27 protein-coding genes are annotated in these 26,571 nt (G+C 55.2%); 22 read left to right on the top strand and 5 right to left on the bottom strand.

What is annotated here, in order from left to right; translation table 11 throughout:
* The first annotated feature begins 23 nt into the window (after nucleotides 1-23).
* The 5 genes from phoR (at nucleotide 24) to DHf2319_RS01655 (ending at nucleotide 4,403) form a co-directional block, all read left to right on the top strand.
* Nucleotides 24-1,325 (top strand): phosphate regulon sensor histidine kinase PhoR, encoded by a 1,302-nt coding sequence (phoR, locus tag DHf2319_RS01675; RefSeq protein WP_369810232.1) that lies wholly within the window; start codon nucleotides 24-26, stop codon nucleotides 1,323-1,325.
* A gap of 118 nt (nucleotides 1,326-1,443) precedes the next feature.
* Entirely contained in the window at nucleotides 1,444-1,872 is a 429-nt protein-coding gene (locus DHf2319_RS01670) for a VOC family protein (RefSeq protein ID WP_243479078.1), read from the top strand.
* Between the two features lie 18 nt (nucleotides 1,873-1,890).
* Nucleotides 1,891-2,610 carry a 5-oxoprolinase subunit PxpB gene (gene pxpB, locus DHf2319_RS01665; RefSeq protein ID WP_243479077.1) on the top strand — a complete coding sequence of 240 codons (720 nt, stop codon included), beginning with the start codon at nucleotides 1,891-1,893 and terminating at the stop codon, nucleotides 2,608-2,610.
* Nucleotides 2,607-3,626, top strand: coding sequence for a 5-oxoprolinase subunit C family protein (locus DHf2319_RS01660; RefSeq protein ID WP_243479076.1), 1,020 nt, complete (start codon nucleotides 2,607-2,609; stop codon nucleotides 3,624-3,626). The genes pxpB and DHf2319_RS01660 overlap by 4 nt, the downstream gene beginning before the upstream one ends.
* A 9-nt stretch (nucleotides 3,627-3,635) precedes the next feature.
* A complete protein-coding gene (locus DHf2319_RS01655) occupies nucleotides 3,636-4,403 on the top strand; it encodes a LamB/YcsF family protein (RefSeq protein ID WP_243479075.1) in 768 nt (255 codons plus the stop codon).
* A gap of 9 nt (nucleotides 4,404-4,412) precedes the next feature.
* Here the strand turns inward: DHf2319_RS01655 and DHf2319_RS01650 are convergent, their stop codons facing one another.
* The gene (locus tag DHf2319_RS01650) at nucleotides 4,413-8,342 is read right to left on the bottom strand and encodes a DUF3683 domain-containing protein (protein ID WP_243479074.1); all 3,930 of its coding nucleotides are present in this window, start codon (nucleotides 8,340-8,342) and stop codon (nucleotides 4,413-4,415) included.
* 133 nt (nucleotides 8,343-8,475) lie between these two features.
* Nucleotides 8,476-8,931, bottom strand: a complete 456-nt coding sequence (locus DHf2319_RS01645) for a YqaA family protein (RefSeq protein WP_243479073.1) — start codon at nucleotides 8,929-8,931, stop codon at nucleotides 8,476-8,478.
* Nucleotides 8,932-9,018: 87 nt separating this feature from the next.
* On the opposite strand from DHf2319_RS01645, the gene ilvA reads away from it, so the two are divergent.
* Nucleotides 9,019-10,533, top strand: coding sequence for a threonine ammonia-lyase, biosynthetic (gene ilvA / locus DHf2319_RS01640; protein WP_243479072.1), 1,515 nt, complete (start codon nucleotides 9,019-9,021; stop codon nucleotides 10,531-10,533).
* On the opposite strand, the gene purT is transcribed toward ilvA, so the two are convergent.
* A complete protein-coding gene (gene purT, locus DHf2319_RS01635) occupies nucleotides 10,530-11,753 on the bottom strand; it encodes a formate-dependent phosphoribosylglycinamide formyltransferase (RefSeq protein WP_243479071.1) in 1,224 nt (407 codons plus the stop codon). The genes ilvA and purT overlap by 4 nt on opposite strands.
* Before the next feature lie 82 nt (nucleotides 11,754-11,835).
* Here purT and DHf2319_RS01630 point away from each other — a divergent pair, with 82 nt between their 5' ends.
* From DHf2319_RS01630 to DHf2319_RS01585, 10 genes are all read left to right on the top strand, one after another.
* The gene (locus tag DHf2319_RS01630) at nucleotides 11,836-12,822 is read left to right on the top strand and encodes a KpsF/GutQ family sugar-phosphate isomerase (RefSeq protein ID WP_243479070.1); all 987 of its coding nucleotides are present in this window, start codon (nucleotides 11,836-11,838) and stop codon (nucleotides 12,820-12,822) included.
* Nucleotides 12,819-13,412: a KdsC family phosphatase gene (locus DHf2319_RS01625; protein ID WP_243479069.1), complete on the top strand. Its 594-nt coding sequence runs from the start codon at nucleotides 12,819-12,821 to the stop codon at nucleotides 13,410-13,412. Before DHf2319_RS01630 ends, DHf2319_RS01625 begins: the two co-directional genes overlap by 4 nt.
* 6 nt (nucleotides 13,413-13,418) lie before the next feature.
* The gene (lptC, locus tag DHf2319_RS01620) at nucleotides 13,419-14,030 is read left to right on the top strand and encodes an LPS export ABC transporter periplasmic protein LptC (RefSeq protein ID WP_243479068.1); all 612 of its coding nucleotides are present in this window, start codon (nucleotides 13,419-13,421) and stop codon (nucleotides 14,028-14,030) included.
* On the top strand, nucleotides 14,027-14,665 hold the full coding sequence (gene lptA, locus DHf2319_RS01615; RefSeq protein WP_243479067.1) for a lipopolysaccharide transport periplasmic protein LptA: 639 nt from the start codon (nucleotides 14,027-14,029) through the stop codon (nucleotides 14,663-14,665). Before lptC ends, lptA begins: the two co-directional genes overlap by 4 nt.
* A gap of 11 nt (nucleotides 14,666-14,676) precedes the next feature.
* Entirely contained in the window at nucleotides 14,677-15,456 is a 780-nt protein-coding gene (lptB, locus tag DHf2319_RS01610) for an LPS export ABC transporter ATP-binding protein (RefSeq protein ID WP_243479964.1), read from the top strand.
* Nucleotides 15,457-15,570: 114 nt separating this feature from the next.
* The gene (gene hpf, locus DHf2319_RS01605) at nucleotides 15,571-15,897 is read left to right on the top strand and encodes a ribosome hibernation-promoting factor, HPF/YfiA family (RefSeq protein WP_243479066.1); all 327 of its coding nucleotides are present in this window, start codon (nucleotides 15,571-15,573) and stop codon (nucleotides 15,895-15,897) included.
* A gap of 101 nt (nucleotides 15,898-15,998) precedes the next feature.
* Entirely contained in the window at nucleotides 15,999-16,466 is a 468-nt protein-coding gene (gene ptsN, locus DHf2319_RS01600) for a PTS IIA-like nitrogen regulatory protein PtsN (protein ID WP_243479065.1), read from the top strand.
* Between the two features lie 35 nt (nucleotides 16,467-16,501).
* Nucleotides 16,502-17,437, top strand: coding sequence for an HPr(Ser) kinase/phosphatase (gene hprK, locus DHf2319_RS01595; RefSeq protein ID WP_243479064.1), 936 nt, complete (start codon nucleotides 16,502-16,504; stop codon nucleotides 17,435-17,437).
* Nucleotides 17,438-17,453: 16 nt separating this feature from the next.
* Nucleotides 17,454-18,350: an RNase adapter RapZ gene (gene rapZ / locus DHf2319_RS01590; RefSeq protein WP_243479963.1), complete on the top strand. Its 897-nt coding sequence runs from the start codon at nucleotides 17,454-17,456 to the stop codon at nucleotides 18,348-18,350.
* A complete protein-coding gene (locus DHf2319_RS01585; protein ID WP_243479063.1) occupies nucleotides 18,347-19,252 on the top strand; it encodes a septal ring lytic transglycosylase RlpA family protein in 906 nt (301 codons plus the stop codon). Before rapZ ends, DHf2319_RS01585 begins: the two co-directional genes overlap by 4 nt.
* Here the strand turns inward: DHf2319_RS01585 and rsmI are convergent.
* The gene (gene rsmI, locus DHf2319_RS01580; protein ID WP_243479062.1) at nucleotides 19,217-20,194 is read right to left on the bottom strand and encodes a 16S rRNA (cytidine(1402)-2'-O)-methyltransferase; all 978 of its coding nucleotides are present in this window, start codon (nucleotides 20,192-20,194) and stop codon (nucleotides 19,217-19,219) included. The genes DHf2319_RS01585 and rsmI overlap by 36 nt on opposite strands.
* 151 nt (nucleotides 20,195-20,345) lie before the next feature.
* Between rsmI and DHf2319_RS01575 the strand changes: the two genes are divergently transcribed.
* The 6 genes from DHf2319_RS01575 to DHf2319_RS01550 are packed head-to-tail and all read left to right on the top strand — an operon-like array spanning nucleotide 20,346 to nucleotide 25,809.
* Nucleotides 20,346-22,184 carry a chorismate-binding protein gene (locus DHf2319_RS01575; RefSeq protein WP_369810207.1) on the top strand — a complete coding sequence of 613 codons (1,839 nt, stop codon included), beginning with the start codon at nucleotides 20,346-20,348 and terminating at the stop codon, nucleotides 22,182-22,184.
* A 29-nt stretch (nucleotides 22,185-22,213) separates the two neighbouring features.
* Nucleotides 22,214-22,807: a phosphoheptose isomerase gene (locus DHf2319_RS01570; protein ID WP_243479060.1), complete on the top strand. Its 594-nt coding sequence runs from the start codon at nucleotides 22,214-22,216 to the stop codon at nucleotides 22,805-22,807.
* Nucleotides 22,804-23,589 carry a BON domain-containing protein gene (locus DHf2319_RS01565; RefSeq protein ID WP_243479059.1) on the top strand — a complete coding sequence of 262 codons (786 nt, stop codon included), beginning with the start codon at nucleotides 22,804-22,806 and terminating at the stop codon, nucleotides 23,587-23,589. The genes DHf2319_RS01570 and DHf2319_RS01565 overlap by 4 nt, the downstream gene beginning before the upstream one ends.
* A gap of 30 nt (nucleotides 23,590-23,619) precedes the next feature.
* On the top strand, nucleotides 23,620-24,111 hold the full coding sequence (locus DHf2319_RS01560; RefSeq protein WP_243479058.1) for a peroxiredoxin family protein: 492 nt from the start codon (nucleotides 23,620-23,622) through the stop codon (nucleotides 24,109-24,111).
* A 42-nt stretch (nucleotides 24,112-24,153) separates the two neighbouring features.
* The gene (argB, locus tag DHf2319_RS01555) at nucleotides 24,154-25,050 is read left to right on the top strand and encodes an acetylglutamate kinase (RefSeq protein ID WP_243479057.1); all 897 of its coding nucleotides are present in this window, start codon (nucleotides 24,154-24,156) and stop codon (nucleotides 25,048-25,050) included.
* 12 nt (nucleotides 25,051-25,062) lie between these two features.
* Nucleotides 25,063-25,809, top strand: a complete 747-nt coding sequence (locus DHf2319_RS01550) for a pyrimidine 5'-nucleotidase (protein ID WP_243479056.1) — start codon at nucleotides 25,063-25,065, stop codon at nucleotides 25,807-25,809.
* Here the strand turns inward: DHf2319_RS01550 and DHf2319_RS01545 are convergent.
* On the bottom strand, nucleotides 25,806-26,558 hold the full coding sequence (locus tag DHf2319_RS01545) for a HesA/MoeB/ThiF family protein (protein ID WP_243479055.1): 753 nt from the start codon (nucleotides 26,556-26,558) through the stop codon (nucleotides 25,806-25,808). The two genes, DHf2319_RS01550 and DHf2319_RS01545, sit on opposite strands and share 4 nt — an antisense overlap.
* Between the last annotated feature and the right edge of the window lie 13 nt (nucleotides 26,559-26,571).

The raw sequence follows: 26,571 nt of genomic DNA, 5'->3' as shown, positions 1-26,571 counted from the left end.
GGCCGCGTGCGACAATTCGCCTTATGCAATGGCGTAAAACCCTTTGGTGGTTCGTGTTCAGTTTGATTGCCGCCACGGCAATCTATCTGGTCTGGGGCAGCAACCTGGGCTGGATTGTTATGGGCATAGGGTTCGGAGGCTTGACCACTTGGCGGCGTTATCAGGCGGCACGGGTAGCCACCTGGCTTAAGTCGGCCCGTGATCAAACGCCCCCTGAAGATGTCGGCCCTTGGACTGATGTGGTTCGACAACTCGAACACAACCTGCATCTGCAGAACGAACTACTGGCACAAGCGCAGGAGACCAGTGATGCCGTCATGGCAGCTGCCCAAGCCTTGCCGGTCGGGGTGATCGCCCTGGATCAGTCTTTGTCGATCATATGGTTCAACAAATCGGCACGCCAACAGTTAAACCTAAACGAACAAGCCGACCTTGGCAGCAACCTGTTGCACTTGATCCGACAGCCAGAATTTCTGCGCTACGCACGGCAGCGTGCGTGGCCGGATCCCATCATCATCAAGACCCACCAGGGCAATCAGGACAAGCTCATGATGATGCAGTTCGTGGTTTACGCCCGTGAGCAACGACTGCTGATCACCCGCGACCTGACACAGATTGACAAGCTAGAGACCACCCGGCGTGATTTTGTAGCTAATGTTTCGCACGAGTTGCGCACCCCACTGACGGTTTTGGCGGGGTTCGTGGAGACAATTAGTGAAGCCCCTGCCGGTGCATTGACAGAAGAACAGACTCAGCATTACTTCGGGCTTATGCGCGAGCAAGCCAAGCGTATGCAGTCCATCGTCTCAGATCTATTGACACTCTCAAACCTGGAGACCTCGCCAGAGGCCGAACAAGTCACTGTCAATGTCACCGAGATGCTCAATGGCTTGCGCCAGCAGGTCGAGGCGCTGTCTGCGGGCCGACACCAGTTCGAGTGGGACATCGAGTCGGGCTTAAATCTCTTGGGTGCTCCCTCGGAGCTCACCTCGGCATTTGCCAACCTGCTGACCAATGCAGTGCGTTACACCCCCGACAAAGGCACCATTTATGTCAAATGGATGTCTGAGTCGGATGGCGCCCGCTTTAGCGTGCAGGACACCGGTATCGGCATAGCGGCTGAACACATTCCACGCCTTAGCGAACGATTCTATCGAGTGGACCGTAGCCGTTCGCGTGCGGCCGGTGGCACTGGCTTGGGCTTGGCGATCACTAAGCATATCGCGATGCGCCATGACGCCGAGTTGCAGATCCAGAGTCGCCTGCAGCAAGGCAGTACCTTTAGTTTAGTGTTTGCGCAAAGCCGCCTAACCCGCGCAACCTGATATTCTTTCGGTTTCAGGTTTCAGTTGCACCCTGGCGGTTTGATGTAGGGCGCATAGCCATTACAAAAGACCCTTTTTTCCTTAAACCATTCACTTCCTTCCCGGAGGCGCTGTAATCATGGCTGACACTCACATGCCACCGTTTCATTTGGCTTTCCCCGTGCGCGATCTGACCGAAGCACGCAAGTTCTACGGCGAGCTGCTTGGTTGCTCAGAAGGTCGTAGCTCAGAAGATTGGGTTGACTTTAATTTCTACGGTCACCAGATCGTGGCACACCTGTCACCTGATGAATGCACCAGTGCAGCCACCAGTGCCGTTGACAACCATCAAGTGCCCGTGCGCCACTTTGGCGCCGTGCTGTCGATCCCCGCTTGGGAACAACTTGCTGACAAACTCAAAGCGGCTGGCACCAAGTTCATCATCGAGCCCTACGTGCGTTTTAAAGGCGAGGTCGGCGAACAGGCCACCATGTTTTTCCAAGACCCGTCGGGCAACGCCATTGAAATCAAGGCATTCAAGAACATGGATTCGTTGTTCGCCAAGTAAACCAGCAAGTCCAAGCCAATGGCATCTGAGCTTATCAAAGGGATTCGTGCGCAAGGCGACCGCTGCCTGATGATCGATCTGGGTGATCAGATCGATCAGGCGGTCGGTTTGCGGTGTCTCACGTTAGCCGATAGCTTGCGACAAGCGAGTTTGCCGGGCGTACTCGATATCGTGCCCTCGTTTACCGCCGTAGCGATCTACTTCGAGCCAAGCACAGTGATAGGCGATGATCCAGTCGCGTATCTAACCGGTGTCGTCCAGGACATCATTGGCCAGATTGCCGAAGGCGCTCAGCTGACGGCTCGACGTATTCAGATTCCAGTTTGCTATGGTGACAAACACGGGCCAGACCTTGAGGACGTCGCTAAGCGAATGGGACTGAGCCCTGAAGAGGTAGTGCAAGCTCACCACGGCAGCATTTGCCGGGTCTATATGATCGGCTTTGCGCCAGGCCATCCTTACATCGGCATTCATGACGAGCGGTTTGCCCTGCCACGGCGCGAAGTCCCTCGTACAGCTCTGCCGGCTGGATCGTTAGGCATTGCCAACCGTCAAAGCACCATCTACCCCAACGTCCTGCCTGGTGGTTGGCACATCATTGGAGCGACCCCACTGAGGCTGTTTAACGCCAAGGCTGCACAACCCACACTGCTGATGCCAGGCGATGAGATCGAGTTCGTTCCGATCGATGATCACCAGTTTGATGAAATCAAAGCCCAGCAGGAGCAACCGGCATGAGCATGATCGTCAAACGGCCCGGCTTGCTATCTTCGTTTCAAGACAGTGGCCGCTGGGGCTACCAGCACCTCGGCGTTTCAGTCACCGGCGCAATGGACATTCAGTCGCATCAGATGGCCAACTTGATTGCCGGAAATACTGAAGATTGCGCCACACTTGAAATCACCCTGCTTGGGCCAACACTGGTGTTTAGCAAGGCTTGTTGCATCTGCTTGGCAGGTGCGCAGATGAATGCCCGGGTTAACGGCAGGCCAGTGCCACGCTATCGCCCCCTGATCGTTCGTGCCTCAGACACCTTGACTTTCGATACCGCCACGGAAGGTACAAGAGCTTATCTGGCGGTTCATGGCGGCTTTGACCTGCCAAGTGTGATGGGCAGCGAAAGCACCTACTTGCGCGCTGGCTTTGGCGGTTGGCAGGGAAGAGCCCTTCAAAAAGATGACGAAATTGCGCTGCGCGCCCCACTGAAGGACGACAAAGAAGCATTAACTGCCCTCAGTGAGCGAATATGGGATCAGGTGCTTTATTTGCCCAGCATGCTGGGCCAGCACACCGGTCGCAAGTCACTGGTACGTTTGATCCGCAGCGATCAATGGCATGAGTTCACCGCCGCTAGCCAAGCAGCCATGATCTCTGGCACGTGGCGCATCTCCACTGATTCGGAGCGGATGGGCTATCGACTTCAAGGCCCGGAAATTGCGCTGGCTTCGCCAAGAGAAATGATTTCTGAAGCAACGTCGTTTGGTTCGATCCAAGTGCCACGTGGCGGGCAACCCATTGTGCTGATGGCAGACCGCCAGACATCTGGCGGTTACCCCAAAATAGCCACGGTTGCCAGCGTGGATTTACCCATCCTCGCACAAAAGAAACCTGGCGATGAAATTCGTTTTACCCTTGTCGATGTTGAACATGCACGCGAGCTCGACCGGGCCAAAGCTCAGGCGCTCGATGAACTTTCAGTATCGGTCGCAAGCATCAGGCAATGGTTACTTGATGACCGCGCAAGCATTCACTAGGAGACTTCAATGAGCCTAAAACTAGACTTGAACTGTGACATGGGCGAGAGCTTTGGCGCTTGGACCATGGGACACGACACTGAAATCATGCCCTACATATCGTCAGCCAACATTGCGTGTGGTTACCATGGCGGTGACCCGGGTGTGATGCGCGAGACGGTGGCTTGTGCCCGTGAGCATGGCGTGGCAATTGGCGCACACCCTGGGCTGCCGGACTTGCAAGGATTTGGGCGGCGTGCAATGCAAATCACCGAGCAAGAGGCCTACGACATGGTGGTGGCACAGATCGGCACGCTAGCTGGGGTAGCTGCTTCTCAAGGTACCCGACTAAATCATGTCAAAGCCCACGGCATGCTCTACAACATGGCAGTCAAAGACCGGGCGCTAGCGCGCGGTATCGCCAAGGCTGTACATGATGTCGACAAGTCACTGGTGTTTTTTGGGTTGGCCGGCAGTCACATGCTCGAGGAGGCTCGTGCCCTCGGACTGACTGCAGCGGGCGAGGTGTTCGGTGATCGGTCCTATCAACCAGATGGCAGTTTGACACCCCGCAATAAACCCGGTGCCATGATTACCGATGTGAATCAGTCGATCGAACAAGTGCTGCGCATGGTCAAAGAAAGCAAAGTCATTGCTCAAGACGGCACAAGCGTCGCGGTCAAAGCCGACACACTCTGCCTGCACGGTGATCAGCCTGATGCTGTCGAGTTTGCTATCGCTATACGCGCCGCACTTAAAGAGCACGGCATCGCCGTCAAGGCAGTATCAAACGGCTAGGCATCCACCCTAGACCAATACGCGCTCAATGCCACCCTGGTTGGCAACTTTGACATAGTCTTCCAGCCAGGTTTGGCCCAGGACATGGCGCGCCATTTCCACCACGATATAGTCAGCTTGCGCACCGGTATCGTCCTGATAACGTGACAAACCTTGCAGGCATGAAGGACATGAGGTCAGCATTTTGACTTGACCATCAAAACCGTCGCTGCGCAAACTTGCCATGTTCTTGTCAAGTTCAATTTCCTTGCGGAAACGAACTTGAGTCGATATATCAGGACGCGTGACCGCCAAAGTGCCAGACTCACCACAACAACGATCAGTTTTAATCGTGCCCTCACCGACCAGAGACTTCACGGTTTTTAAGGGGTCCTGCAGTTTCATGGGGGTATGGCAAGGGTCGTGATACATATAACGCACGCCTTGAATACCATCGAGCTTGACGTTCTTCTCAAGCAAAAACTCATGAATATCGATCAGGCGGCAGCCAGGAAAGATCTTGTCGAACTCATAACCTGCGAGTTGGTCGTAGCAAGTGCCACAGCTAACCACGACCGTTTTGATGTCCAGATAATTAAGCGTGTTGGCCACCCGGTGAAACAACACACGATTGTCAGTGATGATTTTCTCGGCCTTGTCATTCATGCCATTGCCGCGCTGCGGATAGCCACAGCACAGGTAGCCAGGTGGCAGTACCGTTTGCACACCGACATGCCACAGCATGGCTTGTGTAGCCAACCCTACCTGGGAAAATAACCGCTCGGAGCCACAGCCCGGGAAATAAAACACAGCCTCGCTGTCGCTGGTGGTACGTGCAGGGTCTCGTATGATGGGCACATAGTTGGCATCTTCAATGTCGAGCAACTTGCGTGCGCTTTGCTTGGGCAGGCCGCCAGGCATTTTTTTATTAATGAAATGCACAACCTGCTCGCGCATAGGCGGCTTACCCACTGTAGCTGGTGGTTTTTGGGTTTGCTGGCGAGCAAACTTAGACAGCAAATCGTGGGCAAACCGCTGTGCTTTGTAGCCCACATCGACCATCAACTTGCGCGTCAGATTGATGGTGCGCGGATCCTTGGCATTTAGAAAAAACATCGCAGCCGTTGTGCCAGGATTAAATGACTTACGTCCCATGCGACGCAAAAGCGCACGCATGTTCATGGACACATCCCCAAAATCAATGTCCACTGGGCAAGGGTTGTAGCACTTGTGACAGACCGTGCAGTGATCGGCCACATCTTCAAACTCTTGCCAATGTTTCAGGCTGATCCCTCGTCTAGTCTGCTCTTCATAAAGAAAAGCCTCAATCAAGAGCGAGGTTGCCAGAATCTTGTTGCGCGGTGAATAGAGTAGGTTGGCACGCGGCACATGTGTGGCACAAACTGGCTTGCACTTACCACAGCGCAAGCAGTCTTTAATTGACTCACTGATCTCACCAATATCGCTTTGCTGCATGATGAGCGACTCGTGACCCATCAACCCAAAACTCGGCGTCCAGGCATTGCGCAGATCCGCACCCGGCATTAACTTCCCAGCATTGAACCGGCCTTGCGGATCAACTTCCTGCTTGTAGGCCTGGAAAGGTGCAAGTTCTTCTTCAGTCAGAAACTCATACTTGGTCAGCCCAATCCCATGCTCACCGGAAATAACCCCATCGAGATCACGTGCAATCTGCATAATGCGCGCCACCGTCTCGTTGGCCTCCTGCAGCATCAAATAGTCGTCTGAGTTAACCGGAATATTGGTGTGCACATTGCCGTCACCGGCATGCATGTGCAACGCTACGAACACGCGGCTTTTAAGAACACGAGCATGTACTGCTTTCAATTCGGCCAAGACAGGTGCCCAGTGCGATCCGCCAAACATATCCTCAAAGTGCTTGAGCAACTCAACCTTCCAGGAAATGCGCAACGTGCGATCTTGCACTACATCAAACAACCTGGCATCGGGCTGGTTGGCCAGACGTTGTTCGACAGCAGGCAGCAATGCCTTAAGGCCATGTTCAACAAGCTTGTCGCGAGCATCTTTGAGCGGCTCGTCCAGATGCGTCAAAGTCCAATCCCAACGCCCCCGCACACGGCTAATCAACTCGAGCGCTTGGCTCGTACGCTCGGCCAGCCATTCATCTCTGGACACATCATCGGCATCGAGCTTTGCTAACGGCAATGGCTCGTTTAACCTGGCCTCAAGCGCATCGAGAAGGCGCAGCTTGTTGCGCGTGGACAGTTCGATATTGATGCGCTCGATCGCATCGGTGTACTCACCCATACGATCCAGCGGGATAACGACGTCTTCGTTGATCTTGAACGCGTTGGTATGACGCGCAATCGCCGCTGTTCGGGCGCGATCGAGCCAGAATTTCTTGCGTGCTTCAGGGCTGACTGCCACGAATCCTTCGCCATGGCGACTGTTGGCCATGCGCACCACTTCACTGCACGCGGCTGCCACCACATTGTCATCGTCGCCTACGATATCGCCAATCAACACCATTTTGGGGAAGCCACCTCGCTTGCTCTTGGTGGCGTAACCCACCGCACGCAAGTAACGCTCGTCCAAATGCTCCAGGCCAGCCAAGATCGCGCCTTGTGCTTTGCCCGGGCCATCCAGGTAATTCTTGATTTCGACGATCGAAGGTATGGCGTCACGGGCCTGACCAAAGAATTCCAGGCACACGGTGCGGGTATGTGCCGGCATGCGATGCACCACCCAGCGAGCGGCGGTAATCAGGCCATCACAGCCTTCCTTTTGCACACCAGGCAAGCCCGCCAAAAATTTATCGGTGACGTCCTTGCCCAAGCCAACCTTGCGAAACTGTTGCCCCTTGATTTCAAGGGTTTTGGTTTTGATCACACGATGCCCGGCCGCATACCGGCCGTCAGACCAAGACAGCTCGAAGGTCGCCACATCGACATCGTGGATTTTGCCTAGATTGTGGCCAACTCTCGTGACATCTAGCCAATTGCCGTCTGGATCAACCATGCGCCACCATGCGAGGTTGTCTAGCGCCGTGCCCCACAACACGGCTTTTTTCCCGCCGGCATTCATGGCGACATTGCCACCAACACAGGATGCGTCAGCCGAGGTCGGATCCACCGCGAATACAAATCCAGCTTGCTCAGCTGTGTCAGCCACACGCCGGGTCACAACGCCGGCCCCTGCGCGGATGGTGGGCACTAAAGCCTCCAATCCGGGTAACTCTGTCATTTCGACCGGACTTAAGGTCTCCAGTTTTTCTGTATTGATGACAACGGATCGCCATGTCAAAGGCAGAGCGCCACCCGTGTAACCGGTGCCGCCACCACGCGGCACAATGGTCAGACCTAATTCGATACAGCCTCGCACCAGCCCGGCAATCTCCTCTTCCGTATCTGGCATCAACACCACGAACGGATACTCGACTCGCCAATCGGTGGCATCCGTAACATGCGAGACTCGGGATAGACCGTCGAACTTGATATTGTCCTTGGCGGTTAACTTGCCAAGCACCTTGGCCACGCGCTTGCGCAACTCAGCCGTCTCGTTAAAAGTCCGCTCAAACTCATCAACCGCGCGCCTAGCGCGCGCAAGCAATGCAGCGACTTTCTCATCGCGCTGCAGATTGTCTGACTGGCGGCGCTCATCGATCTCACCCAAGCGATGACGCAAAGCTTCAATCAGTAAACGGCGACGCTTGGGATTGTCTAGCAGGTCATCTTGCAAGTAGGGGTTACGCTTGACCACCCAGATGTCGCCGAGCACTTCGTACAGCATACGTGCCGAGCGACCCGTGCGTCGCTCAGCACGCAGCTCACTCAAAAGCAACCATGCCTCATCACCGAGCAACCGCAGCACTACCTCCCGATCAGAAAACGAGGTGTAGTTGTAGGGAATTTCGCGCAACCGGGATTCAGATTGAGCGGGTAAATTGGCGAGCAGATGACTGGCAGCGGGGGAGTTCATTGAAAAAAACCAGGCGGTTACAGAGTGCACGCCCAAATCTGGGGGCGCGTGGCTCTTTAGGCTTCAAAAACAGCATTTTAGGTGCAAAGTGTGGCCTTGGCGACCCAATCCCCTATGAAAGCAGCGATTAGGCTCAACCTTGAATTGCGAGCACGGCACCCGCCAAAACCAGGTATCGGGCAAACTTGCCCACGGCAATAGCCGCCACGCAGGCCCAGAACTTCAAGCGCAAAGCGCCGGCAACCAGGCACAGCGGGTCGCCCACAATCGGGATCCAGGACAGCAGCAGCGCCCACGGCCCCCAGCGATCAAGCCAGACACGGGCTTTTTGGTGGCTTTGTTTGTCTTGGTCGACTTCGTGACGCCACCGGGCCCACAAATATCGTCCACCGCGCCCCATGGCGTAGGTCACCAAGCCACCCAGGGTATTTCCAAGACCAACGGCAAGCACCGCCATTGCAGCCGTTGGCCAAATCGCGACAGGCGCCTGCTGCATCAAATACGCCACCAGCAGTGGCTCTGAGCCACCGGGCAATAACGTTGACGATACGAGCCCAGCCACAAACAACGCCGTCAAGCCAATGTTCATCCAAAACGCTCCTCGTCATGGGGTTCGGCAACATGACTTGTTAACGGCGGCGCATGGGATAATGGGGTTTTTTTGTGCATCTGGGTTATGTCGACTGATTACCTGAAACGCATTCTGACGTCCAAAGTGTATGACGTCGCCAGCGAAACGCCCCTTGAGAAAGCGCCCACACTGTCTGCCCGCCTTGGCAACACCGTGTTGCTAAAACGTGAAGATTACCAGCCGGTGTTTAGCTTTAAGCTTCGTGGCGCCTACAACAAGATGGCCCACTTAAGTAAAGAGGCGTTGGCTCGTGGGGTGATTGCATCATCGGCTGGCAACCATGCCCAAGGTGTCGCCCTGTCCGCAAGTCGGCTTGGTTGCCGAGCTGTGATTGTCATGCCCACGACGACACCACCGGTCAAGATCGAGGCAGTCAAACGTCTTGGCGCAGAAGTCATCCTGCATGGCGACAGTTACAGCGATGCTTTTGAAAAAGCCGCCGAGCTTGAAGCCACAGAAAAACTGACATTTGTGCACCCTTTTGATGATCCGGACGTTATTGCTGGTCAAGGCACCATTGCGATGGAGATTTTGCGGCAGCATCCGGACAACATCGATGCGGTGTTTGTGGCCATTGGCGGTGGCGGGCTCATCAGTGGCGTAGCGGCTTACATCAAGCAGCTACGACCCTCCATCAAAGTCATCGGTGTACAGACCGAAGACTCCGATGCGATGGTGCGTAGCGTCAAAGCGGGCAAACGCGTGCGCTTGCACGATGTAGGACTGTTTTCTGATGGCACGGCCGTCAAGCAGGTTGGTGTCGAAACATTTCGACTGGTCAAAGAGTACGTTGATGACTTTGTGATTGTCGACACCGATGCCATCTGTGCGGCCATCAAAGATGTTTTCCAGGATACCCGCAGCGTGCTCGAACCTGCTGGCGCCCTTGCAATTGCCGGCGCCAAACAGTACGCCCAACAACACCGATGGAAAGACAAAACCGTGGTCGCCATTGCGTGTGGCGCGAACATGAATTTTGATCGTTTGCGATTTGTGGCTGAACGTGCTGAAGTTGGTGAATCACGTGAGGCATTGTTTGCCATTACCTTGCCTGAGGAGCGCGGCAGCTTCAGACACCTGTGCACCCTCGTGGGACCGCGCAGTGTCACCGAATTTAACTATCGCATCTCTGACTCAGAAAAAGCCCATGTATTCGTTGGCATCCAGGTCGAACGCGCGGCGGACTCCTCCAAACTGGCCGCCGAGTTCAAGCGCAATGGCTTTCCAACTGTGGACCTGACCCACGATGAAATGGCCAAAACGCACCTGCGCCACATGGTCGGTGGACACTCAAAACTCGCCAAAAACGAATTGCTTTACCGATTTGAGTTTCCTGAACGCCCCGGGGCACTGATGCGCTTTCTGAACACCATGCGGCCTGACTGGAATATCAGTTTGTTTCACTACCGCAATCAAGGTGCTGACTACGGTCAGATTCTGGTGGGAATTCAAGTGCCACCTGGACAAAAAACAGCATTCAAAACCTTTTTAGCCGAGATTGGCTATCCTTTCTGGAACGAAACAGAAAACCCTGCCTACAAGCTTTTCCTCGAAGGTTAATCAGCAGCTTTCACACTAACTGCCTTAGAAACCGCGCGAGCACGCTCGCGCGCTTGCTCGATTGAATCGGCGCTTGCGAGTCCCACGCCCAAACGCCGTTTCACGAAGGACTCGGGCTTGCCAAATAGTCTCAGGTCAGTACCTGGCTCAGCCAGCGCATCGGCCATGCCATCAAACACCACCGCCCCTGCATCAACGCCCCCGTAGATCACACGGCTCGCGGCCGGACCACGCATGGCGACACTGACCGGCAGACCAAGCAAAGCCCGAGCGTGAATATCAAACTCACTTTGCACTTGCGAAGCCAATGTGACCAAGCCAGTATCATGTGGGCGAGGACTGACCTCCGAGAACCAAACCATATCGCCCCGCACAAAAAGCTCCACCCCAAAAATCCCCAACCCACCAAGGTCGGAAGTGACGGCTAGCGCAATTTCCTGCGCGCGAGCCAGTGCCGCGGGGCTCATTGGCTGCGGCTGCCAGCTCTCGACATAGTCACCATCGACTTGCAAATGGCCAATCGGCGCACAAAAATCTGTCACTACACTACCCTGCGAGTTCTGGTAGCGAACGGTCAACAAAGTGATCTCGTAGTCAAACTCAACCCAGCCCTCGACAATCACCCTACCCGCACCCACGCGCCCACCTGTCTGGGCATAATCCCAGGCCGTTTGGACATCGCCAGCCTGGCGAATCACACTCTGTCCCTTGCCTGATGAGGACATGACTGGTTTGACCACACAAGGCAAGCCGATCTCTTGCACTGCCTGCTCGAGCTGCGCAAACGTATCAGCAAATCGATAAGGCGATGTTGGAAGGCCAAGCGTTTCAGCCGCCAAGCGTCGAATACCTTCGCGATTCATGGTTAGCCTCGCAGCCCGGGCTGTTGGTGTGACCCGCAAGCCATTCTGACCCTCCATATCCACCAGTAAATCGGTGGCAATCGCCTCAATTTCCGGCACGATGACATCTGGCTTGTACCGATCAATCACAGCCTTCAGTGCTTGCCGGTCTGTCATATTGACGACTTCGGCGTGGTGCGCGACCTGTTGCGCCGGCGCATGTGCATACCGATCTACAGCAATGACTTCCACGCCAAGCCTTTGCAGTGCAATCACCACTTCCTTGCCAAGCTCGCCTGCGCCAAGCAGCATGACGCGCCGGGCGAGCGGGCTAAGTGGAGTTCCCCAAGTAGCTAAAACAGACTTTGAATTGGACATTTTTAACCTCGGACAGACGGATTCAGTGCGTACAGAGCAATTGTTTGCACTTTTAGCACGCGCACCTAGGTAAAATCGCCAGATGAGTGAAACCAACCAACTGGCGGCGGAAATTCTTGCCAGTGGCGAACAAACACTGGCCACGGAAGCGCAAGCACTGCATGATCTGAAGCAACGGCTCGATGAGACATTCGTGCAAGCCGTCGGTATGCTGTTGGCCTGCCGTGGCCGAGTGATCGTGTGTGGATTGGGTAAGACAGGCCACATCGCCAGAAAAATCGCAGCCACCCTGGCCTCCACCGGAACGCCGGCGATGTTTATGCATGCTGCTGAAGCCTTGCATGGGGATCTCGGTATGCTCACGGCGCAGGATATGTTGCTCGCGCTCTCTCACTCGGGTAGTGGCGATGAGCTACTGACTGTCGTGGCGGCTGCCCATCGGCTCAATGTGCCGGTGGTTGCGCTGACTGGCAACCCCAAATCCGATCTGGCTCAACTGTCCCGTGTTCATCTCGATGTCAGCGTGACTAACGAAGCCTGCCCGATGAACTTGGCACCGACGGCGAGCACCACCGTAGCGCTAGCCATGGGTGACGCGCTCGCGGTCGCGTGTCTGAATGCACGCGGCTTCACGCCAGAGGATTTTGCGCGCTCCCACCCTGCGGGTGCCTTGGGGCGTCGGCTACTGACTCGCGTGCGCGATGTGATGCGCCAAGGCCAGGCCATTCCTCAGGTTGGCCCATCCGCAAGCATCACGCAAGCACTCGATGAGATGTCTCGCAAGGGGATGGGCATGACCGCCGTAGTCAATGAGCAGGGGATTGCCATTGGCATCTTCACAGACGGTGACTTACGGCGATTGATAGAGTCTGCCGGTGACATTCGTGGATTAAACGTCACCAATGGCATGTCACACCATCCTCAACACATCAGCCCGGAGATGCTTGCAGTCGATGCAGCGAGCACGATGGATGAGCGTCGAATCAGCCAAATTCTGGTTGCTGACGATGCCGGTAAACTCATTGGTGCATTGCACATGCACGACCTCATGACAGCGAAGGTATTATGAAACCCCTGCCAGCCCACCCCGCCGAAGCACTGGTGCTAGCCAAGCTACCGGATACCGTTATTGATCGGGCGCGACAGATCCGTTTGATGATATTCGATGTCGATGGCGTGCTGACCGATGGCGGGCTTTGGTACGGGGAGCAGGGTGAAGCCCTCAAACGCTTTCACGTGCTCGATGGCCACGGTTTAAAAATGCTTGACGCGAGCGGCATTGATGTGGCGATTATCACCGCGCGCGACGGGCCAATCGTGGCATGGCGATGCGCTGAACTGGGAATACGCCACGTTCGGCAAGGCGTGCGAGACAAAGCGCAAGCGCTTAATGAGCTGGCACAGGAGCTTGGCATACCAAAACAAGCGGTGGGCTACATGGGTGACGATGTGATTGATTTGCCTGCCATGCAGCAAGCTGGCTTGGCCGTGACCGTGCCCAACGCCCCGGCCTATATGGCCCAAAGCGCCCATTGGACCACCAGCCAAACCGGCGGCAACGGTGCTGTGCGCGAGTGCTGTGACGTGATTCTGGCGGCTCAACACAAACTCGCACCCTTCCTGATGGGTAGTACAGTTGGCGCCGGCGTGATTCAATAAGCACAGATGAGAGACCGCTTTCCCACCATCGCTTCTGTTGTGATCCTGGCTGGCCTGGTCATTGGCACCTGGTTTGCGGCTGAGCACACTCAACGAGCAGTGACGCTTGATGCACCGGCCAAGCAGACCCATGAGCCCGATAGCTGGGGCAAGGTCATGCTGATGCTGCGCACCGATGAGAATGGCGTGCCAATTAGTCGTATTGAGGGCGACTATATGGAACACTTTCCCGATGATGATTCCTATGACATCCGGTATCCGCGCGCCATGAGCATCAAGCCTGGGCAACCCACTTTGGTGGGGACCTCCAAACTGGCCACCGTGCTTGATGACGGCAACCGTATCATCATGAAACAAGATGCCCTGGTGATGCGCCTGGCCAGTGATACGACAGAACCACTTAACGTCAGTAGCAACGAAATTACGCTGCTGATCAATGAGGACGTCGCCTACACGGATCTGCCGGCGACTGCAGTGCGCAATCGCTCCACGTTAAAAGGAGTAGGCATGCGCTATGACAACAAAACCGGCGAACTCAAAGTATTTGATTCGACCGATGTGGAGATCGCACCTCGCGCCAGACAGGCGCAGCCGCCTGCCACGGAGAAAAAACCTTGAGCACCCTTCGCCTGCTTGGCACTTTCTTGCTTGCCATTCTATTGACGCAGCCAGCCACTGCCTGGTCGCAAAACGCTTTGCTCTCGGCCAGCAGCCAAGACAAAGAGGAGCCTGCCACCCAAATTCTCTCCAATGAACTGACCTATGACGAAAAGACAAAAACCAGTGTCTTTAGCGGTGAGGTCATCATGACACGCGGGTTATTAAAGCTGCTCGCAGATGAGCTACGCCTAACCGAAGACGCCGAAGGCTATCAGTACGGCACTGCTTCGATGGATGAACGCAAGCGCGTATACATTCGCCAGGATCGTCCAGAGAGCTTCGAGGTGCTCGAGGGCATTGGGGAGAGGGCTGAATACGATGGCCGGGCTGAGACCTTTGATTTAATTGGCAAAGCACGGTTAACGCGTTTTATTTGTGGCAAGCCGTTTGATTCGATCTCTGGCGAGCGCGTGCGTTACTACCAAAAAACAGATCGATACCAGGCGTTTTCTGGGCCTAACTCTGACAACCCCGATGGTCGTGTACGTTCGATTGCGCAGCCACGCGCCAAAGTAGACGCGGCCATCGAAGCCTGTCGCAAATTGCAAGCAAGTGGTGCAGACATACCTACACCGCCCGCCCCTAAACCCTGATCACATCCATGATGACAGTCAATAGCAGCACGCTTACTGAAGGCTTGAACGCCGGTCGCTTGAGCGCCATTGGTTTGCGTAAATCCTACAGCGGTCGCATGGTGGTACAGGACGTGAGTCTGCATGTGGACGGCGGCGAGGTGGTGGGTCTGCTCGGACCCAATGGCGCTGGCAAGACAACAAGCTTCTACATGATTGTGGGGTTAATCCAGGCGGATGCCGGACGCATTGAGATTGATGGCGCATCGATTACCGCAATGCCGATTCATCAGCGGGCTCGCCGCGGACTTTCCTACCTGCCTCAAGATGCATCGGTGTTTCGCCGATTGACTGTCGAACAAAACATCCGTGCCGTACTCGAATTGCAGACCAACCCGGATGGCAAGCGAGCGACGCCTTCTGAAATCAAACAACGGCTTGAGTCTTTGCTGCAAGAGCTGCAAATCGAACATCTGCGCAACAACGGCGCACTCTCACTATCGGGCGGTGAGCGTCGCCGAGTTGAAATTGCTCGAGCACTGGCTACCAACCCGAGATTTGTATTGCTCGATGAGCCATTTGCTGGCGTGGATCCGATTGCCGTGATCGAAATTCAGCGCATTGTGCGTTTCTTAAAAAGCCGTGGGATTGGCGTTTTGATTACAGATCACAACGTTCGCGAAACCCTGGGCATTTGTGACCGGGCCTATATCATCAGTGAAGGGTCCGTGCTGACCAGTGGCGATCCGGAAAAAATCATTGATGATCCGGCAGTGCGTCGCGTCTATCTTGGCGAACATTTCAAGATGTAACTGGCTGTAACTGCCGGTTAGTTCAGCTTGATTTCCCTGAACAACCCATTACACTAAAAGCACGGGATTGCCCTTTGGCAATCAGTCCGTTTGCCTTGTTAGAGGAGAAACAGCATGAACGTTCAAATCACTGGACATCACCTCGAAGTCACCCCCGCCATTCGCGACTATATTTCGACCAAGCTAGAGCGGGTCACGCGACATTTCGACCACGTGATTGATACCAAAGTCATGCTGTCGGTTGAACCGCTGAAGCATCGGGCTGAAATGACTGTTCACGTGCGCGGCAAAGACATTCACTGTGAGGCAGCGCAGGAGAACCTGTATGCTGCCATCGACTTGCTGATCGATAAGGTCGACCGTCAGGTTGTTGAACACAAGAAAAAAACCCAGGATCATGGCCATACGCCTGGCAAACGCCAGATCGTCGCAGAAAGCTAACCTATCTTTCTCTAAAAGCTGTTATGTGTAGCTATTTTTAGCTAAGGGGGTCTTTGTTGTGTTTTATATTGCAATGCCGCAAAACCCCCTATAATTCCGTTATGAAGCTACTTTCTCAAATATTGCCGCCTGAAAACGTTTTGTTGGACGTTGCTGTAACCAGCAAAAAGCGCGCACTCGAACAAGTCGCGTTGCTGTTCGAGAATAACCAAGGTCTTGAGCGCGCCAACGTGTTCGACAATTTATTTGCTCGCGAACGTCTGGGCTCAACCGGATTGGGGCACGGCGTTGCAGTGCCTCATGGACGTATCAAAAGCATTCACAGACCATGGGCAGCGTTTGTGCGTTTGGAAAAGCCCATTGCGTTTGACGCCCCCGATGGCCAACCTGTCGATATACTGTTAGTCATCGTGGTACCGGAAGAGGCCACGCAGCAACATCTTGATATCCTGGCTGAAGTTGCCCAGCGACTTTCGGATGAGTCGGTCGTGCAGGCACTCAGATCGGAGACGGATGTTTTGCGGGTCCATGAGTTGCTGACTGCTCGGAGTACATCGGCGGCAGCTTGATCCGGCGTTGAACAACAACAGCCTTAGGAAACGTCATGCTAGTGGTCAGGGAATTAGTAGACGACAACGCCGATGACGTCGCGTTCGAATGGCTGGCCGGTCATGCCGGTGAGAATAGGCCCCTGCCTGCCGATGGCAGGGCTGCTGCAGACCTTATCGGACACCTGAATCTTATTCATCCAGCTCGCATACAGGTGTTTGGTCATGAAGAACTGGCCTACTACAAACGCTTTGATCCCAAGCGGCGGATTCATCACATTGAGGAGCTCGCAAGCGGCGGCGTGCCAGCCATTATTCTGGCTCATGGCCTGGAGACACCTGAGGACCTGGTAGAGGTTTGTGAGCGCACCAGTGTGCCCCTGCTTAAAACCGGGGTGTCGGCAGCTGAAACCATAGACCGGCTTCGCATTTACTTATCCAAACGCTTTGCCCCAAAAATCACAGTCCACGGGGTACTGATGGACGTGTTGGGTTTGGGCGTTCTGATCACGGGGGAGTCTGGTCTGGGTAAAAGTGAATTGGCGCTTGAGCTTATCTCGCGCGGTCACGGTCTGGTTGCTGATGATGCGGTCGAACTCTCTCGCACTGCACCACATGTCATCGATGGTCATTGCCCAGCCCTCCTACAAAACATGCTTGAAGTGCGTGGTCTGGGGCTATTGAACATCCGGACCATCTTTGGCGAAACCTCGGTGCGCCGAAAAATGAAACTCAAGCTGATCGTTCACCTTGTACGCGCCTCAGCCCAGGAAAAGTTCGAGCGCCTCCCCTTACAGGAAACGACCCAAGAGATCTTGGGTGAACCAATTTCCAAGGTCACGCTGCAAGTGGCTGCCGGCCGAAACCTCGCGGTGCTGGTAGAGGCGGCTGTTCGCAACACCATCTTGAAACTACGTGGGATCGACACACTGCAAGAGTTCATGGAAAAGCAAGCGCAAGCCATCGCCCAGGACCACAAAAATGCCGGATAGTCTTCAAACTGACGGCCTGCAAAGCGTTGTCCTGATCACTGGCATGTCTGGGTCTGGCAAATCCGTCGCGTTAAAGTGGCTCGAGGATGCGGGCTATGCCTGTGTAGACAACCTGCCCGTGCACTTATTAAAAGATCTGATTGACAACGCCCAACGCGGGCATAACCGCAGGCTGGCCGTTGCGATTGACGCTCGCTCGCAAGGGGACTTGCGCGAACTGCCGGAAATGCTTGACAGCCTTCGCAGCCAAGGCACCTTGATTCGTGTTGTGTTTCTTGATGCTGATGACGCAACACTGGTACAACGGTATTCCGAGTCGCGGCGGCGCCATCCACTGGCTGACCGTATGGTCGGAAACAATCAACCAGTCTCTTTGCAGGCATGTATCAGTCACGAACGCGAGTTGCTCGATCGACTGCGTAACCGCGAACATGTAATTGACACCTCGGGCCTCAAACCAGTGCAACTGCGTGACTGGATGCGTGACCTGATCAAGACCGATCGGCCCGGTATCATCATGACGCTAGAGTCGTTTGCATACAAGCAAGGCGCCCCTCGCGACGCTGACCTGGTGTTTGATGCACGATGTCTGCCTAATCCACACTATGACCCAGCGCTAAAGCCGCTCACTGGCTTGGATCCACCAGTGGTGACGTGGCTGGAGCAGCAGCCAACAGTGGGCGACATGATCGATGATATCGAAGCATTCGTTCGCAAATGGCTGCCGCGCTACACAGCCGACACCCGCAACTATCTGACGATCGCGATTGGTTGTACCGGTGGACAGCATCGATCGGTATATATCGTTGAAACGCTGGCCCGGCGTTTTAAAGACGTTGCCGGATTACTGAAGCGCCACCGCCAACAACCACAGTTCAGTGAGCAACGTGAATCCATGGATATTCCGGCATGAGGCGTTTTTTATGTCGTGCGAGTCTTTTGGTGATGGCCACCATAGTGGCGGCCTGTTCTTCGGGTGGCGGCTCAAGCGGCAGTTGGCTAAGTAGCAGTGGCGGCTATTACAAAGACGACGGACCACCGGCACAAGTACCTGCCGACATTGACAACATACCCGATGCCGTGCCGCGCATCGAACCCTTAGCGCGCGGTCCAAATCGTCCTTACACGGTGATGGGCAAACGCTATGTGCCTGACACCACTGAACGCCCCTATCGTAAGCGCGGCATTGCTTCATGGTATGGCCGCAAATTTCATGGACGCAAGACCTCCAATGGTGAAACCTATGACATGTTCGCCATGACGGCCGCCCATACAACGCTGCCCATCCCAAGCTACGTGCGCGTGACCAGAGTCTCAAACGGACAGAGTGTCATCGTTCGGGTGAATGACCGCGGTCCATTCCTGCATAACCGTGTGATTGACTTGTCCTATGCCGCAGCCCATCGGCTTGGTATGGTCGGACCAGGTAGCGCCGAGGTTGTGGTCGAGCGTATTACGCCCGAGCAAATCAGAGCCGGGACCTGGGCAACTGAATCATTTGCCAGTACCGCGCCAACGGCCATGCCGCCTGAGCCTGCCGCCGCCAACCCATCACCGGTTGTGGCGACCGCGGATCTAGCCAATGAGCCCGTCTTCTTGCAGATTGGTGCCTTTAGCAGCGAGTCCAACGCCCGGGCGTTGGCTGCAAGGGCCGCTGCAAACATGCCAGGCAATCTTCCAGTTGAAGTCGACAGCACCGCTGGCCAGCTTTATCGAGTCAGGATTGGACCATTTGCCAATCGTGTTCAGGCCTTAAGCTCCATGGATGCCGTGGTGCAATCACTCGGTGTCAGACCTAGCATCTCGTTGCCCTGAGTGCGCGAGCAACCGGGCGTAGCAGACGTCTTTGGCCACCCCTAACGCCTTGGCCATGATCTTGGCGGCATCGCGCGTTGACAACCCGGCTAACAAGGCCGACATCCATGCTTGGCGCTCAGGACTTTGCCAAAGGAGATCGTCTTCACTCTCGTCTGAATTAGTAGCGCCTGCAGGCGGTGCATGCAAGAGTACGACATACTCACCCTGCTCACGATGGCGGTTGGCTGTTATCCAGTTGCCAGCATCTGCCAGTGGCACTGTCACTGTCTCTTCAAATCGTTTGGTCAATTCGCGCGCAAGGCTCACCGTTCGCGCTGCACCAAATACGTCGCTTAAATCCCGCAACAAATCACCGATCCGATGTGGCGCCTCATACATGAGAAGCGACGTATCCGAGCCAAGCCAGCGCTTGAGCGCCCGCTCTCGGGCAGCCTGCCTGGCCGGTAAAAATCCCAGAAACGCAAATGTTGGCTGTGCATCGGTTGTGACACCCGTGGCCATCAAGGCCGTAATCACCGCACTGGCACCGGGAATGGCAACCACATCAAACCCCGCCTCGCGGACATCACGCACAAGCTGACCGCCTGGGTCGCTAACCGCGGGCGCACCTGCATCTGAAATCAAGGCAATCCGCTCACCCGCCGCTAGCCGCTGCAAGATAGCCGCCGTGGCGGCACGTTCGTTATGGCGGTGCGCAGACATCAGCGGTGTATCGATATGCCATGCCTGCAACAGCGCCTGACTGGTGCGGGTATCTTCGGCAGCAATCACATCGGCTAACCTTAAGGTATACCAGGCTCTCAAGCTCAAGTCTGTCAAGTTGCCAATTGGCGTAGCCACAACAAATAGTGCCGGCTTGGGCCAGTGCTGCTGAGCCAGACGATCCAGCAAATCTTGCCACGGCGGCATCAGTCCGTCAGATGGGTGGGTTTCAGACATTTAAGCAAACCAGGTTCAAACAGTATCCGTTACACCGCTCAGTGTAATGCGGTCGGGAGTTAGGTGAGCAGGGAGCCAGTACATGGCATACTTTTGTTGATGGCATTCTCGCCTTCATTACTTTGCCACACCACCCAAGCTTGAATTCTGGATGCCTGCATTGAGCACCACTTCACCTGTGACCATACTACTGGATGATCAAACCGCGCCAGCCAACGAGCGGCGGTCAAGGCTTTATCTGGATTTACGCGAGCAACTGCTGATCGACAGCCCAACGGATCTAGCAGCTGCACTTGGGCGCATGCAATCAGCCCTGGATCAAGGCCTTCACGCCGTGTTGCTGCTCGATTATGAGCTCGGTGTCGCGATGCAGGGCTTACCTGCTCACACACAGGCTGACAAGCCAACCAGCCAGATCCTGTTGTTTGAGTCAGTCAAATGTCTCACAGCCGATGAAGTCGATGCGTGGCTGCAGGGCCAAGACGAGAACTCGTCAGCCACGCTGACTGGCCTTGGTAACAACATGACCGAGACTGAGTTTGCAGCAGCCGTTGACAGGATCCGCCAGCATATTGCCAACGGCGATACCTATCAGGTCAATTTGTGCTTTGCCATACACGTCGCACTCTACGGCAGCCCAGTGGCGTTATACCGAGAACTGCGCCAACAGCAGGTTGTGCCATACGGAGCACTGATTGGACTATCTGATGGGCGCTGGATCTTGTCACGCTCGCCGGAGCTCTTTGTACGCCATCATGATGGCTGGATCGAGTCTGAGCCCATGAAAGGCACCACTGCGGTTGACAGTAGCCTCGATTTGGCCAGCGACCCAAAAAACCGCGCAGAAAATGTCATGATCGTTGATCTGTTGCGCAACGATCTCGGTCGCGTTGCCGATCGAGGTAGCGTGACCGTACCCGAGCGCTTTATCGTCAAGCAGTATGGCAACGTCTTGCAGATGACATCCACCGTGCGCGCACGACTGCGCACGGATGTAAGCTGGCTGGAATTACTCGAAGCGATCTTTCCCTGTGGCTCAATCACCGGAGCGCCCAAACGCAGCACCATGCAAATCATCAACCAGATTGAGCCATCAGCGCGCGGGATATACACCGGCGCGATTGGCTGGGTCGCACCAGAGCGCCCCGGCACCTTGGGCAGCTTTTGTTTGTCGGTGCCCATACGAACGCTCACACTGTCAGCTCCAGACCACCAGGGCAGACGCACGGGCGTGTTTGGCGTGGGTGCTGGCATCACGTGGGGCAGTGACAGCTTGTCAGAGTGGGCTGAGTGCGCCCTTAAATCAAGCTTTCTGACCCGCCAGACTACGCCACTCACACTGTTTGAAACCATGCGGGCAAACCGAGCGCTTGGCGTGGCCCATCTCGAACGTCATCTGGCGCGCTTGCAAGCATCTGCCAAATCGTTAGGGTTTGCTTTTGATGCGCAGGCCATGAAGGGAGCTCTGCAAACAACCTGTGATGACTTGCCGACCGCGGGTGACTACAGAATCAGACTTGATCTGGCCAGCGATGGCAGCCTGTCGATCAAGACCGGGCGTCTTGATCCCTTACCCACTCCCGTCAAAGTGATGCTGGCGCCTGAACCAACCCATTCCAACGATATTTTTTTAAGACATAAAACCTCCAATCGCGCTCGCTATGACGATGCCTGGCGTCAGGCTGAAGCACATGGTGCCTTTGACATGCTTTTTTTTAATGAGCGCGACGAGCTCACCGAAGGCGGTCGCTCGAATGTTTTCATCAAAATTGACGGCCGCTGGTATACACCGCCCCTGGCTGCCGGTGTATTACCTGGCGTTATGCGCAGCATTTTGCTGGCTGACCCGGCGCTAGCTGCCTGCGAACGAATTATCACGCGCGGGGAACTTCAGCGCGCCGAAGGAGTCCTTGTGTGTAATGCCCTGCGCGGCGCACTGACGGCCGAGTTAGTGGAACAACCGGTGTTGGCAAGCCCCAACGTGAGATAATAGGCCATTGACTTTAGCGTAACGCTGCCATGCAACTAACCGAGCATCTGAAGCAACATTTCGACGATCATCTTCGCACCACCGAACGGACGGTGGCCAAGATACTGCCAGACCTTGAGAAAGCGATACAGCTTTGCCATGAAACCGTGACACAACGCAGACGCATTCTGGTTTGCGGTAATGGCGGCTCGGCATCAGATGCCCAACATTTTGTGGCTGAGCTAGTGGGCCGCTTCGAACGCGAACGCGAACCACTGGCTGCTGTGGCATTATCAACCGACACGTCCATACTCACCGCCGTGGGTAACGACTACGGGTTTGACCACGTGTTCTCCCGGCAGGTCGCAGCCCTCGGACAAACAGGTGATGTACTGATCGGCATATCTACTAGCGGCAATTCGCCCAACGTTTTGCGCGCCATGCAGCAAGCGCATGATAACGACATGCGCGTGATTGCACTGACCGGACGCGACGGCGGCCAAATGGCTCAAGGGCTATCTGGCCAAGATGTTTTGTTGTGTGTACCGGATCAGCGCACCATGAGGATCCAGGAAATGCATATTCTGTTGCTGCACCTGATCTGTGAAGGTATTGATGCCCAATTACTCGGAGAGCCCAAATGACGCATTCTTTTTCTACGCGCGGCAAATTATTGGCGCTAGCCGCTGTCATCGGCGTATCAGGCACCTTGACAGCTTGCGCACCCGTCTTGGTGGGCGGGGTTGCCGCCACGACTGCCATGGTTGCCACAGATCGTCGCACCGTGGGTCAACAAGTCACCGACAAGGAAATTAACCTCAAGGTTGACAATGACCTGCAGGTCAAGTTTGGAAAGACTGCTCGCATTAACGCCTCTTCGTACGATGGCGTGGTCTTGCTGACTGGCGATGCCTTCAGTGAAAAAATTCGTGGTGAGGCCGCCGCGATTGCGGCCAGTGTGCCACAAGTCAAATCCGTGATTAATCGGCTCTATGTCGGTCCACTGGCATCGTTTAGTCAGATTACGTCAGACACGTGGCTAGCCTCCAAGGTCAAGACCACACTGCTGACAACCGAGGGCATTCCTTATGGCGCCATCGTGGTCAGCGTCGAGCGCGATGACGTATACCTGCAAGGTCTGGTTACCCAAGCCGAGGCCGACAAAATAGCCGAAGTGGTTGCCAGCGTCGGCGGCGTCAAGAAGGTGTTTACGCTGTTTGACATCATGACCCCTGAACAGGCGGCAGCCCTGAACGCTTCAAAGCAGCCCCAGTCTGGTCTGCCCTCCAGCAACCCAACACCAACCGGTGTAACTGACAGGGCTGGTGGCACGAACATCAACGCGCCCGCAGGTGCAGCACCAGGTGCTGCGACAACCGTGGAGCCGGTGCAGGCGCCATCATCGCCACAAGCCAGACCGCTTTAATTTGCAACCTGAATTGCCAGAGGTACTGACATGCGTAAATTTGTCACCATCATCGCCATCGCTGCACTGGTCGGTGCAGGCGCCTGGTTTGCGTTCACGCCTAAACCCGATGCGCCGGCTGTTACCTTCCAGACACTGGATGGCAACAACATTGCCATGGAGTCACTCAAAGGCAAGGCTGTACTTGTCAAATTCTGGGCAACAAGCTGCGTGACGTGCGTGCAACAAATGCCTGACACTGAAAGCTATTACGAGACTTATCACCCCCAGGGGCTTGAGGTGATCGCCGTGGCGATGTCCTACGATCCGATCGAGTATGTCAAACAGTTCACCACCAGTCGCGCGCTACCTTTTACCGTGGCCACCGATTCCGATGGCTCGGTTGCCAAGGGATTTGGTGATGTCAAACTCACACCAATCGCATTTGTGATTGATCGTGACGGCAAGATTCTCAAGCGCTATCTCGGCAACTATGACAAGCTCGACATGAAAAAAACCATCGAGTCAGCGCTCGCGAGCTGATACAGTTCTGTCATTCAAGCTAACCAACATCCTGTACACGCCATGACCGACTCTACTGCCACTGCCTTGGAACCGGCAATCATCGCCCGGGTATTGTCTGAATCCCTACCTTACATCCGGCAGTTTCACGGTAAAACCATCGTCATCAAATATGGTGGCAACGCCATGACCGAGGAGCGGTTGCAACGCAGCTTCGCGCATGATGTTGTTTTGTTAAAGCTCATCGGCTTGAATCCAGTCGTGGTCCATGGCGGTGGGCCGCAAATCGACGAGGCGCTGAATCGTATCGGCAAGAAAGGCGAGTTTATTCAAGGGATGCGAGTAACCGACAACGAAACCATGGAAGTGGTGGAGTGGGTGCTTGGCGGACAGGTGCAGCAAGATATCGTCATGATGATCAATGAGGCAGGTGGCAAAGCCGTGGGCCTGACTGGCAAGGATGGCGGCCTGATCCGAGCCAGAAAGAAACTCATGCCGAACAAGGAAGATCCCGACAAACCTTTAGATATCGGGTTCGTGGGTGATATCACCCAGGTGGATCCATCGGTCGTCAAAGCATTGCAGGATGACCAATTCATTCCTGTCATTTCCCCCATCGGGTTCGGTGAAGATGGCATGGCCTACAACATCAATGCTGATGTCGTGGCTGGCAAGATGGCCGAGGTATTAAGCGCCGAGAAGTTACTGATGATGACCAACACGCCTGGCGTACTGGACAAAGACGGCAATCTTCTACGTGAGCTATCGGCGCGCACCATTGATGCGATGTTCGAAGATGGCACGATCTCTGGTGGCATGTTGCCTAAGATCGGTTCCGCTCTGGATGCAGCCCGAAACGGCGTGCGCTCAGTGCACGTGGTCGATGGGCGGGTTCCACATTGCCTGCTGTTGGAAGTGCTGACCGATCAAGGGGTTGGCACCATGATTTCCTCGCGCTAAATCACACCCGGGATGCGCAGACTCTCAACGCCAGCCGTCAAAGCCAAACGTGCGCGTGTTCATGGTGAATTTGCCAGCAATAGCCAGCAAATCTGGTTATTTGATCTTGACAACACGCTGCACGACACATCCCACAAAATCTTTCCTTACATCAGCGAAGGCATGACCCGTGCGGTCATGACTTGCCTGAACGTTGATGAACATGAGGCTCAGTACCTGCGCGCCAAATACTGGCGGCGCTATGGCGCAACCATGATCGGACTGGTCAAGCACCATGATGTTGACGCTCATGAGTTTTTGTGGCGCAGCCACGATTTTGATGTGCGGCCACTTGTGAAAGCTGAGCGAGGGCTGCATCACAAGCTAGGCCGACTGCCTGGACGCAAAGTACTCGTCACCAATGCCCCTTTGCACTACGCCAGAAGTGTTCTGAAGCATCTTGGGATTTTGCGGCACTTTCATAGCCTGTGGTCAATTGAACATATGAAACTGCACGGTCAATACAAACCTAAACCGTCTAGCGCCATCTTGCGTCACATCCTGGCCTGCGAGGGGGTATCGCCTCATCGTGCTGTTCTAGTAGAAGATACGCTTGCAAATCTTCGTGGTGCCCGTAGTGCAGGCCTGCGCACCGTACATGTGTTTCACCCATCCACGCCATTTGCTCACCAGCGCCGTGGGCGACCACATTACGTGGACTTGCGAGTCAACAACGTCTGCGACCTGTTGCTTGGCAAGCGTCCGGTTCGCAGTTGCTAGGGTCGATCGCAGCACACCGCACAAGCGGGATCGCGCGGCACACGCACTTCATGCCAATGTGCCGAACGGCCATCAAACATCACCAGGCGTCCTTTCAAGGGCTTGCCGATGTTGGCCAGCACTTTAATCGCTTCAGCAGCCTGCAAACTACCGATAACCCCAACCAGTGGGGCAAACACGCCCATGGTTGCACAATTGACCGGGCTGACGTCATCGGCCTCAGGAAACAAGCAGTGATAGCACGGACTGAGGTGATCACGCGTGTCATACACACATACCTGCCCATCAAACCGGATAGCCGCACCAGAGACCAGGGGCTTGCCAGCCTGAACGCATGCCCGGTTAACGGCATGACGCGTTTGAAAATTGTCACAGCAATCAAGCACAAGATCCACCGCCGTGACCTGCTCAAGCAAGTCCTCGCCCTCTAGTCGAATAGCCAGCGGCACGACACGGGTGTTTGGGTTGATTTGATTGATGGCAACTTGCGCTGATTCGACCTTCAGGCTACCGAGCCGATCACTGCTGTGCATGATTTGGCGCTGCAGATTGCTAAGCTCCACCGTGTCATTGTCGGCCACGCGAATCTCACCAACCCCAGCCGAAGCCAGGTAGAGACAAACCGGGGAGCCCAGACCACCCGCACCGATGATCAGCACCTTGCTGGCAAGCAAAGCTTGCTGGCCTTCGATACCGATCTCATCAAGCAGAATGTGCCGCCCATAGCGAAGCAGCTCGTCATCGCGCATCTTTAGAGCAATC

This window comes from Orrella daihaiensis (assembly GCF_022811525.1).
In the GTDB taxonomy this organism is placed as follows: Bacteria; Pseudomonadota; Gammaproteobacteria; order Burkholderiales; family Burkholderiaceae_B; genus Algicoccus; species Algicoccus daihaiensis.
Note: the sequence above shows the minus strand (reverse complement) of the source record. Positions and strands in the feature narration are given on the sequence as shown.

What these genes read in the sequence shown, in the direction of transcription:
- phoR (WP_369810232.1), top strand. Translation starts at nt 24, where the DNA reads ATGCAATGGCGTAAAACCCTTTGGTGGTTCGTGTTCAGTTTGATTGCC.
- DHf2319_RS01670 (WP_243479078.1), top strand. Translation starts at nt 1,444, where the DNA reads ATGGCTGACACTCACATGCCACCGTTTCATTTGGCTTTCCCCGTGCGC.
- pxpB (WP_243479077.1), top strand. Translation starts at nt 1,891, where the DNA reads ATGGCATCTGAGCTTATCAAAGGGATTCGTGCGCAAGGCGACCGCTGC.
- DHf2319_RS01660 (WP_243479076.1), top strand. Translation starts at nt 2,607, where the DNA reads ATGAGCATGATCGTCAAACGGCCCGGCTTGCTATCTTCGTTTCAAGAC.
- DHf2319_RS01655 (WP_243479075.1), top strand. Translation starts at nt 3,636, where the DNA reads ATGAGCCTAAAACTAGACTTGAACTGTGACATGGGCGAGAGCTTTGGC.
- DHf2319_RS01650 (WP_243479074.1), bottom strand. Translation starts at nt 8,342, where the DNA reads ATGAACTCCCCCGCTGCCAGTCATCTGCTCGCCAATTTACCCGCTCAA.
- DHf2319_RS01645 (WP_243479073.1), bottom strand. Translation starts at nt 8,931, where the DNA reads ATGAACATTGGCTTGACGGCGTTGTTTGTGGCTGGGCTCGTATCGTCA.
- ilvA (WP_243479072.1), top strand. Translation starts at nt 9,019, where the DNA reads ATGTCGACTGATTACCTGAAACGCATTCTGACGTCCAAAGTGTATGAC.
- purT (WP_243479071.1), bottom strand. Translation starts at nt 11,753, where the DNA reads ATGTCCAATTCAAAGTCTGTTTTAGCTACTTGGGGAACTCCACTTAGC.
- DHf2319_RS01630 (WP_243479070.1), top strand. Translation starts at nt 11,836, where the DNA reads ATGAGTGAAACCAACCAACTGGCGGCGGAAATTCTTGCCAGTGGCGAA.
- DHf2319_RS01625 (WP_243479069.1), top strand. Translation starts at nt 12,819, where the DNA reads ATGAAACCCCTGCCAGCCCACCCCGCCGAAGCACTGGTGCTAGCCAAG.
- lptC (WP_243479068.1), top strand. Translation starts at nt 13,419, where the DNA reads ATGAGAGACCGCTTTCCCACCATCGCTTCTGTTGTGATCCTGGCTGGC.
- lptB (WP_243479964.1), top strand. Translation starts at nt 14,677, where the DNA reads ATGACAGTCAATAGCAGCACGCTTACTGAAGGCTTGAACGCCGGTCGC.
- hpf (WP_243479066.1), top strand. Translation starts at nt 15,571, where the DNA reads ATGAACGTTCAAATCACTGGACATCACCTCGAAGTCACCCCCGCCATT.
- ptsN (WP_243479065.1), top strand. Translation starts at nt 15,999, where the DNA reads ATGAAGCTACTTTCTCAAATATTGCCGCCTGAAAACGTTTTGTTGGAC.
- hprK (WP_243479064.1), top strand. Translation starts at nt 16,502, where the DNA reads ATGCTAGTGGTCAGGGAATTAGTAGACGACAACGCCGATGACGTCGCG.
- DHf2319_RS01585 (WP_243479063.1), top strand. Translation starts at nt 18,347, where the DNA reads ATGAGGCGTTTTTTATGTCGTGCGAGTCTTTTGGTGATGGCCACCATA.
- rsmI (WP_243479062.1), bottom strand. Translation starts at nt 20,194, where the DNA reads ATGTCTGAAACCCACCCATCTGACGGACTGATGCCGCCGTGGCAAGAT.
- DHf2319_RS01575 (WP_369810207.1), top strand. Translation starts at nt 20,346, where the DNA reads ATGCCTGCATTGAGCACCACTTCACCTGTGACCATACTACTGGATGAT.
- DHf2319_RS01570 (WP_243479060.1), top strand. Translation starts at nt 22,214, where the DNA reads ATGCAACTAACCGAGCATCTGAAGCAACATTTCGACGATCATCTTCGC.
- DHf2319_RS01565 (WP_243479059.1), top strand. Translation starts at nt 22,804, where the DNA reads ATGACGCATTCTTTTTCTACGCGCGGCAAATTATTGGCGCTAGCCGCT.
- DHf2319_RS01560 (WP_243479058.1), top strand. Translation starts at nt 23,620, where the DNA reads ATGCGTAAATTTGTCACCATCATCGCCATCGCTGCACTGGTCGGTGCA.
- argB (WP_243479057.1), top strand. Translation starts at nt 24,154, where the DNA reads ATGACCGACTCTACTGCCACTGCCTTGGAACCGGCAATCATCGCCCGG.
- DHf2319_RS01550 (WP_243479056.1), top strand. Translation starts at nt 25,063, where the DNA reads ATGCGCAGACTCTCAACGCCAGCCGTCAAAGCCAAACGTGCGCGTGTT.
- DHf2319_RS01545 (WP_243479055.1), bottom strand. Translation starts at nt 26,558, where the DNA reads ATGCGCGATGACGAGCTGCTTCGCTATGGGCGGCACATTCTGCTTGAT.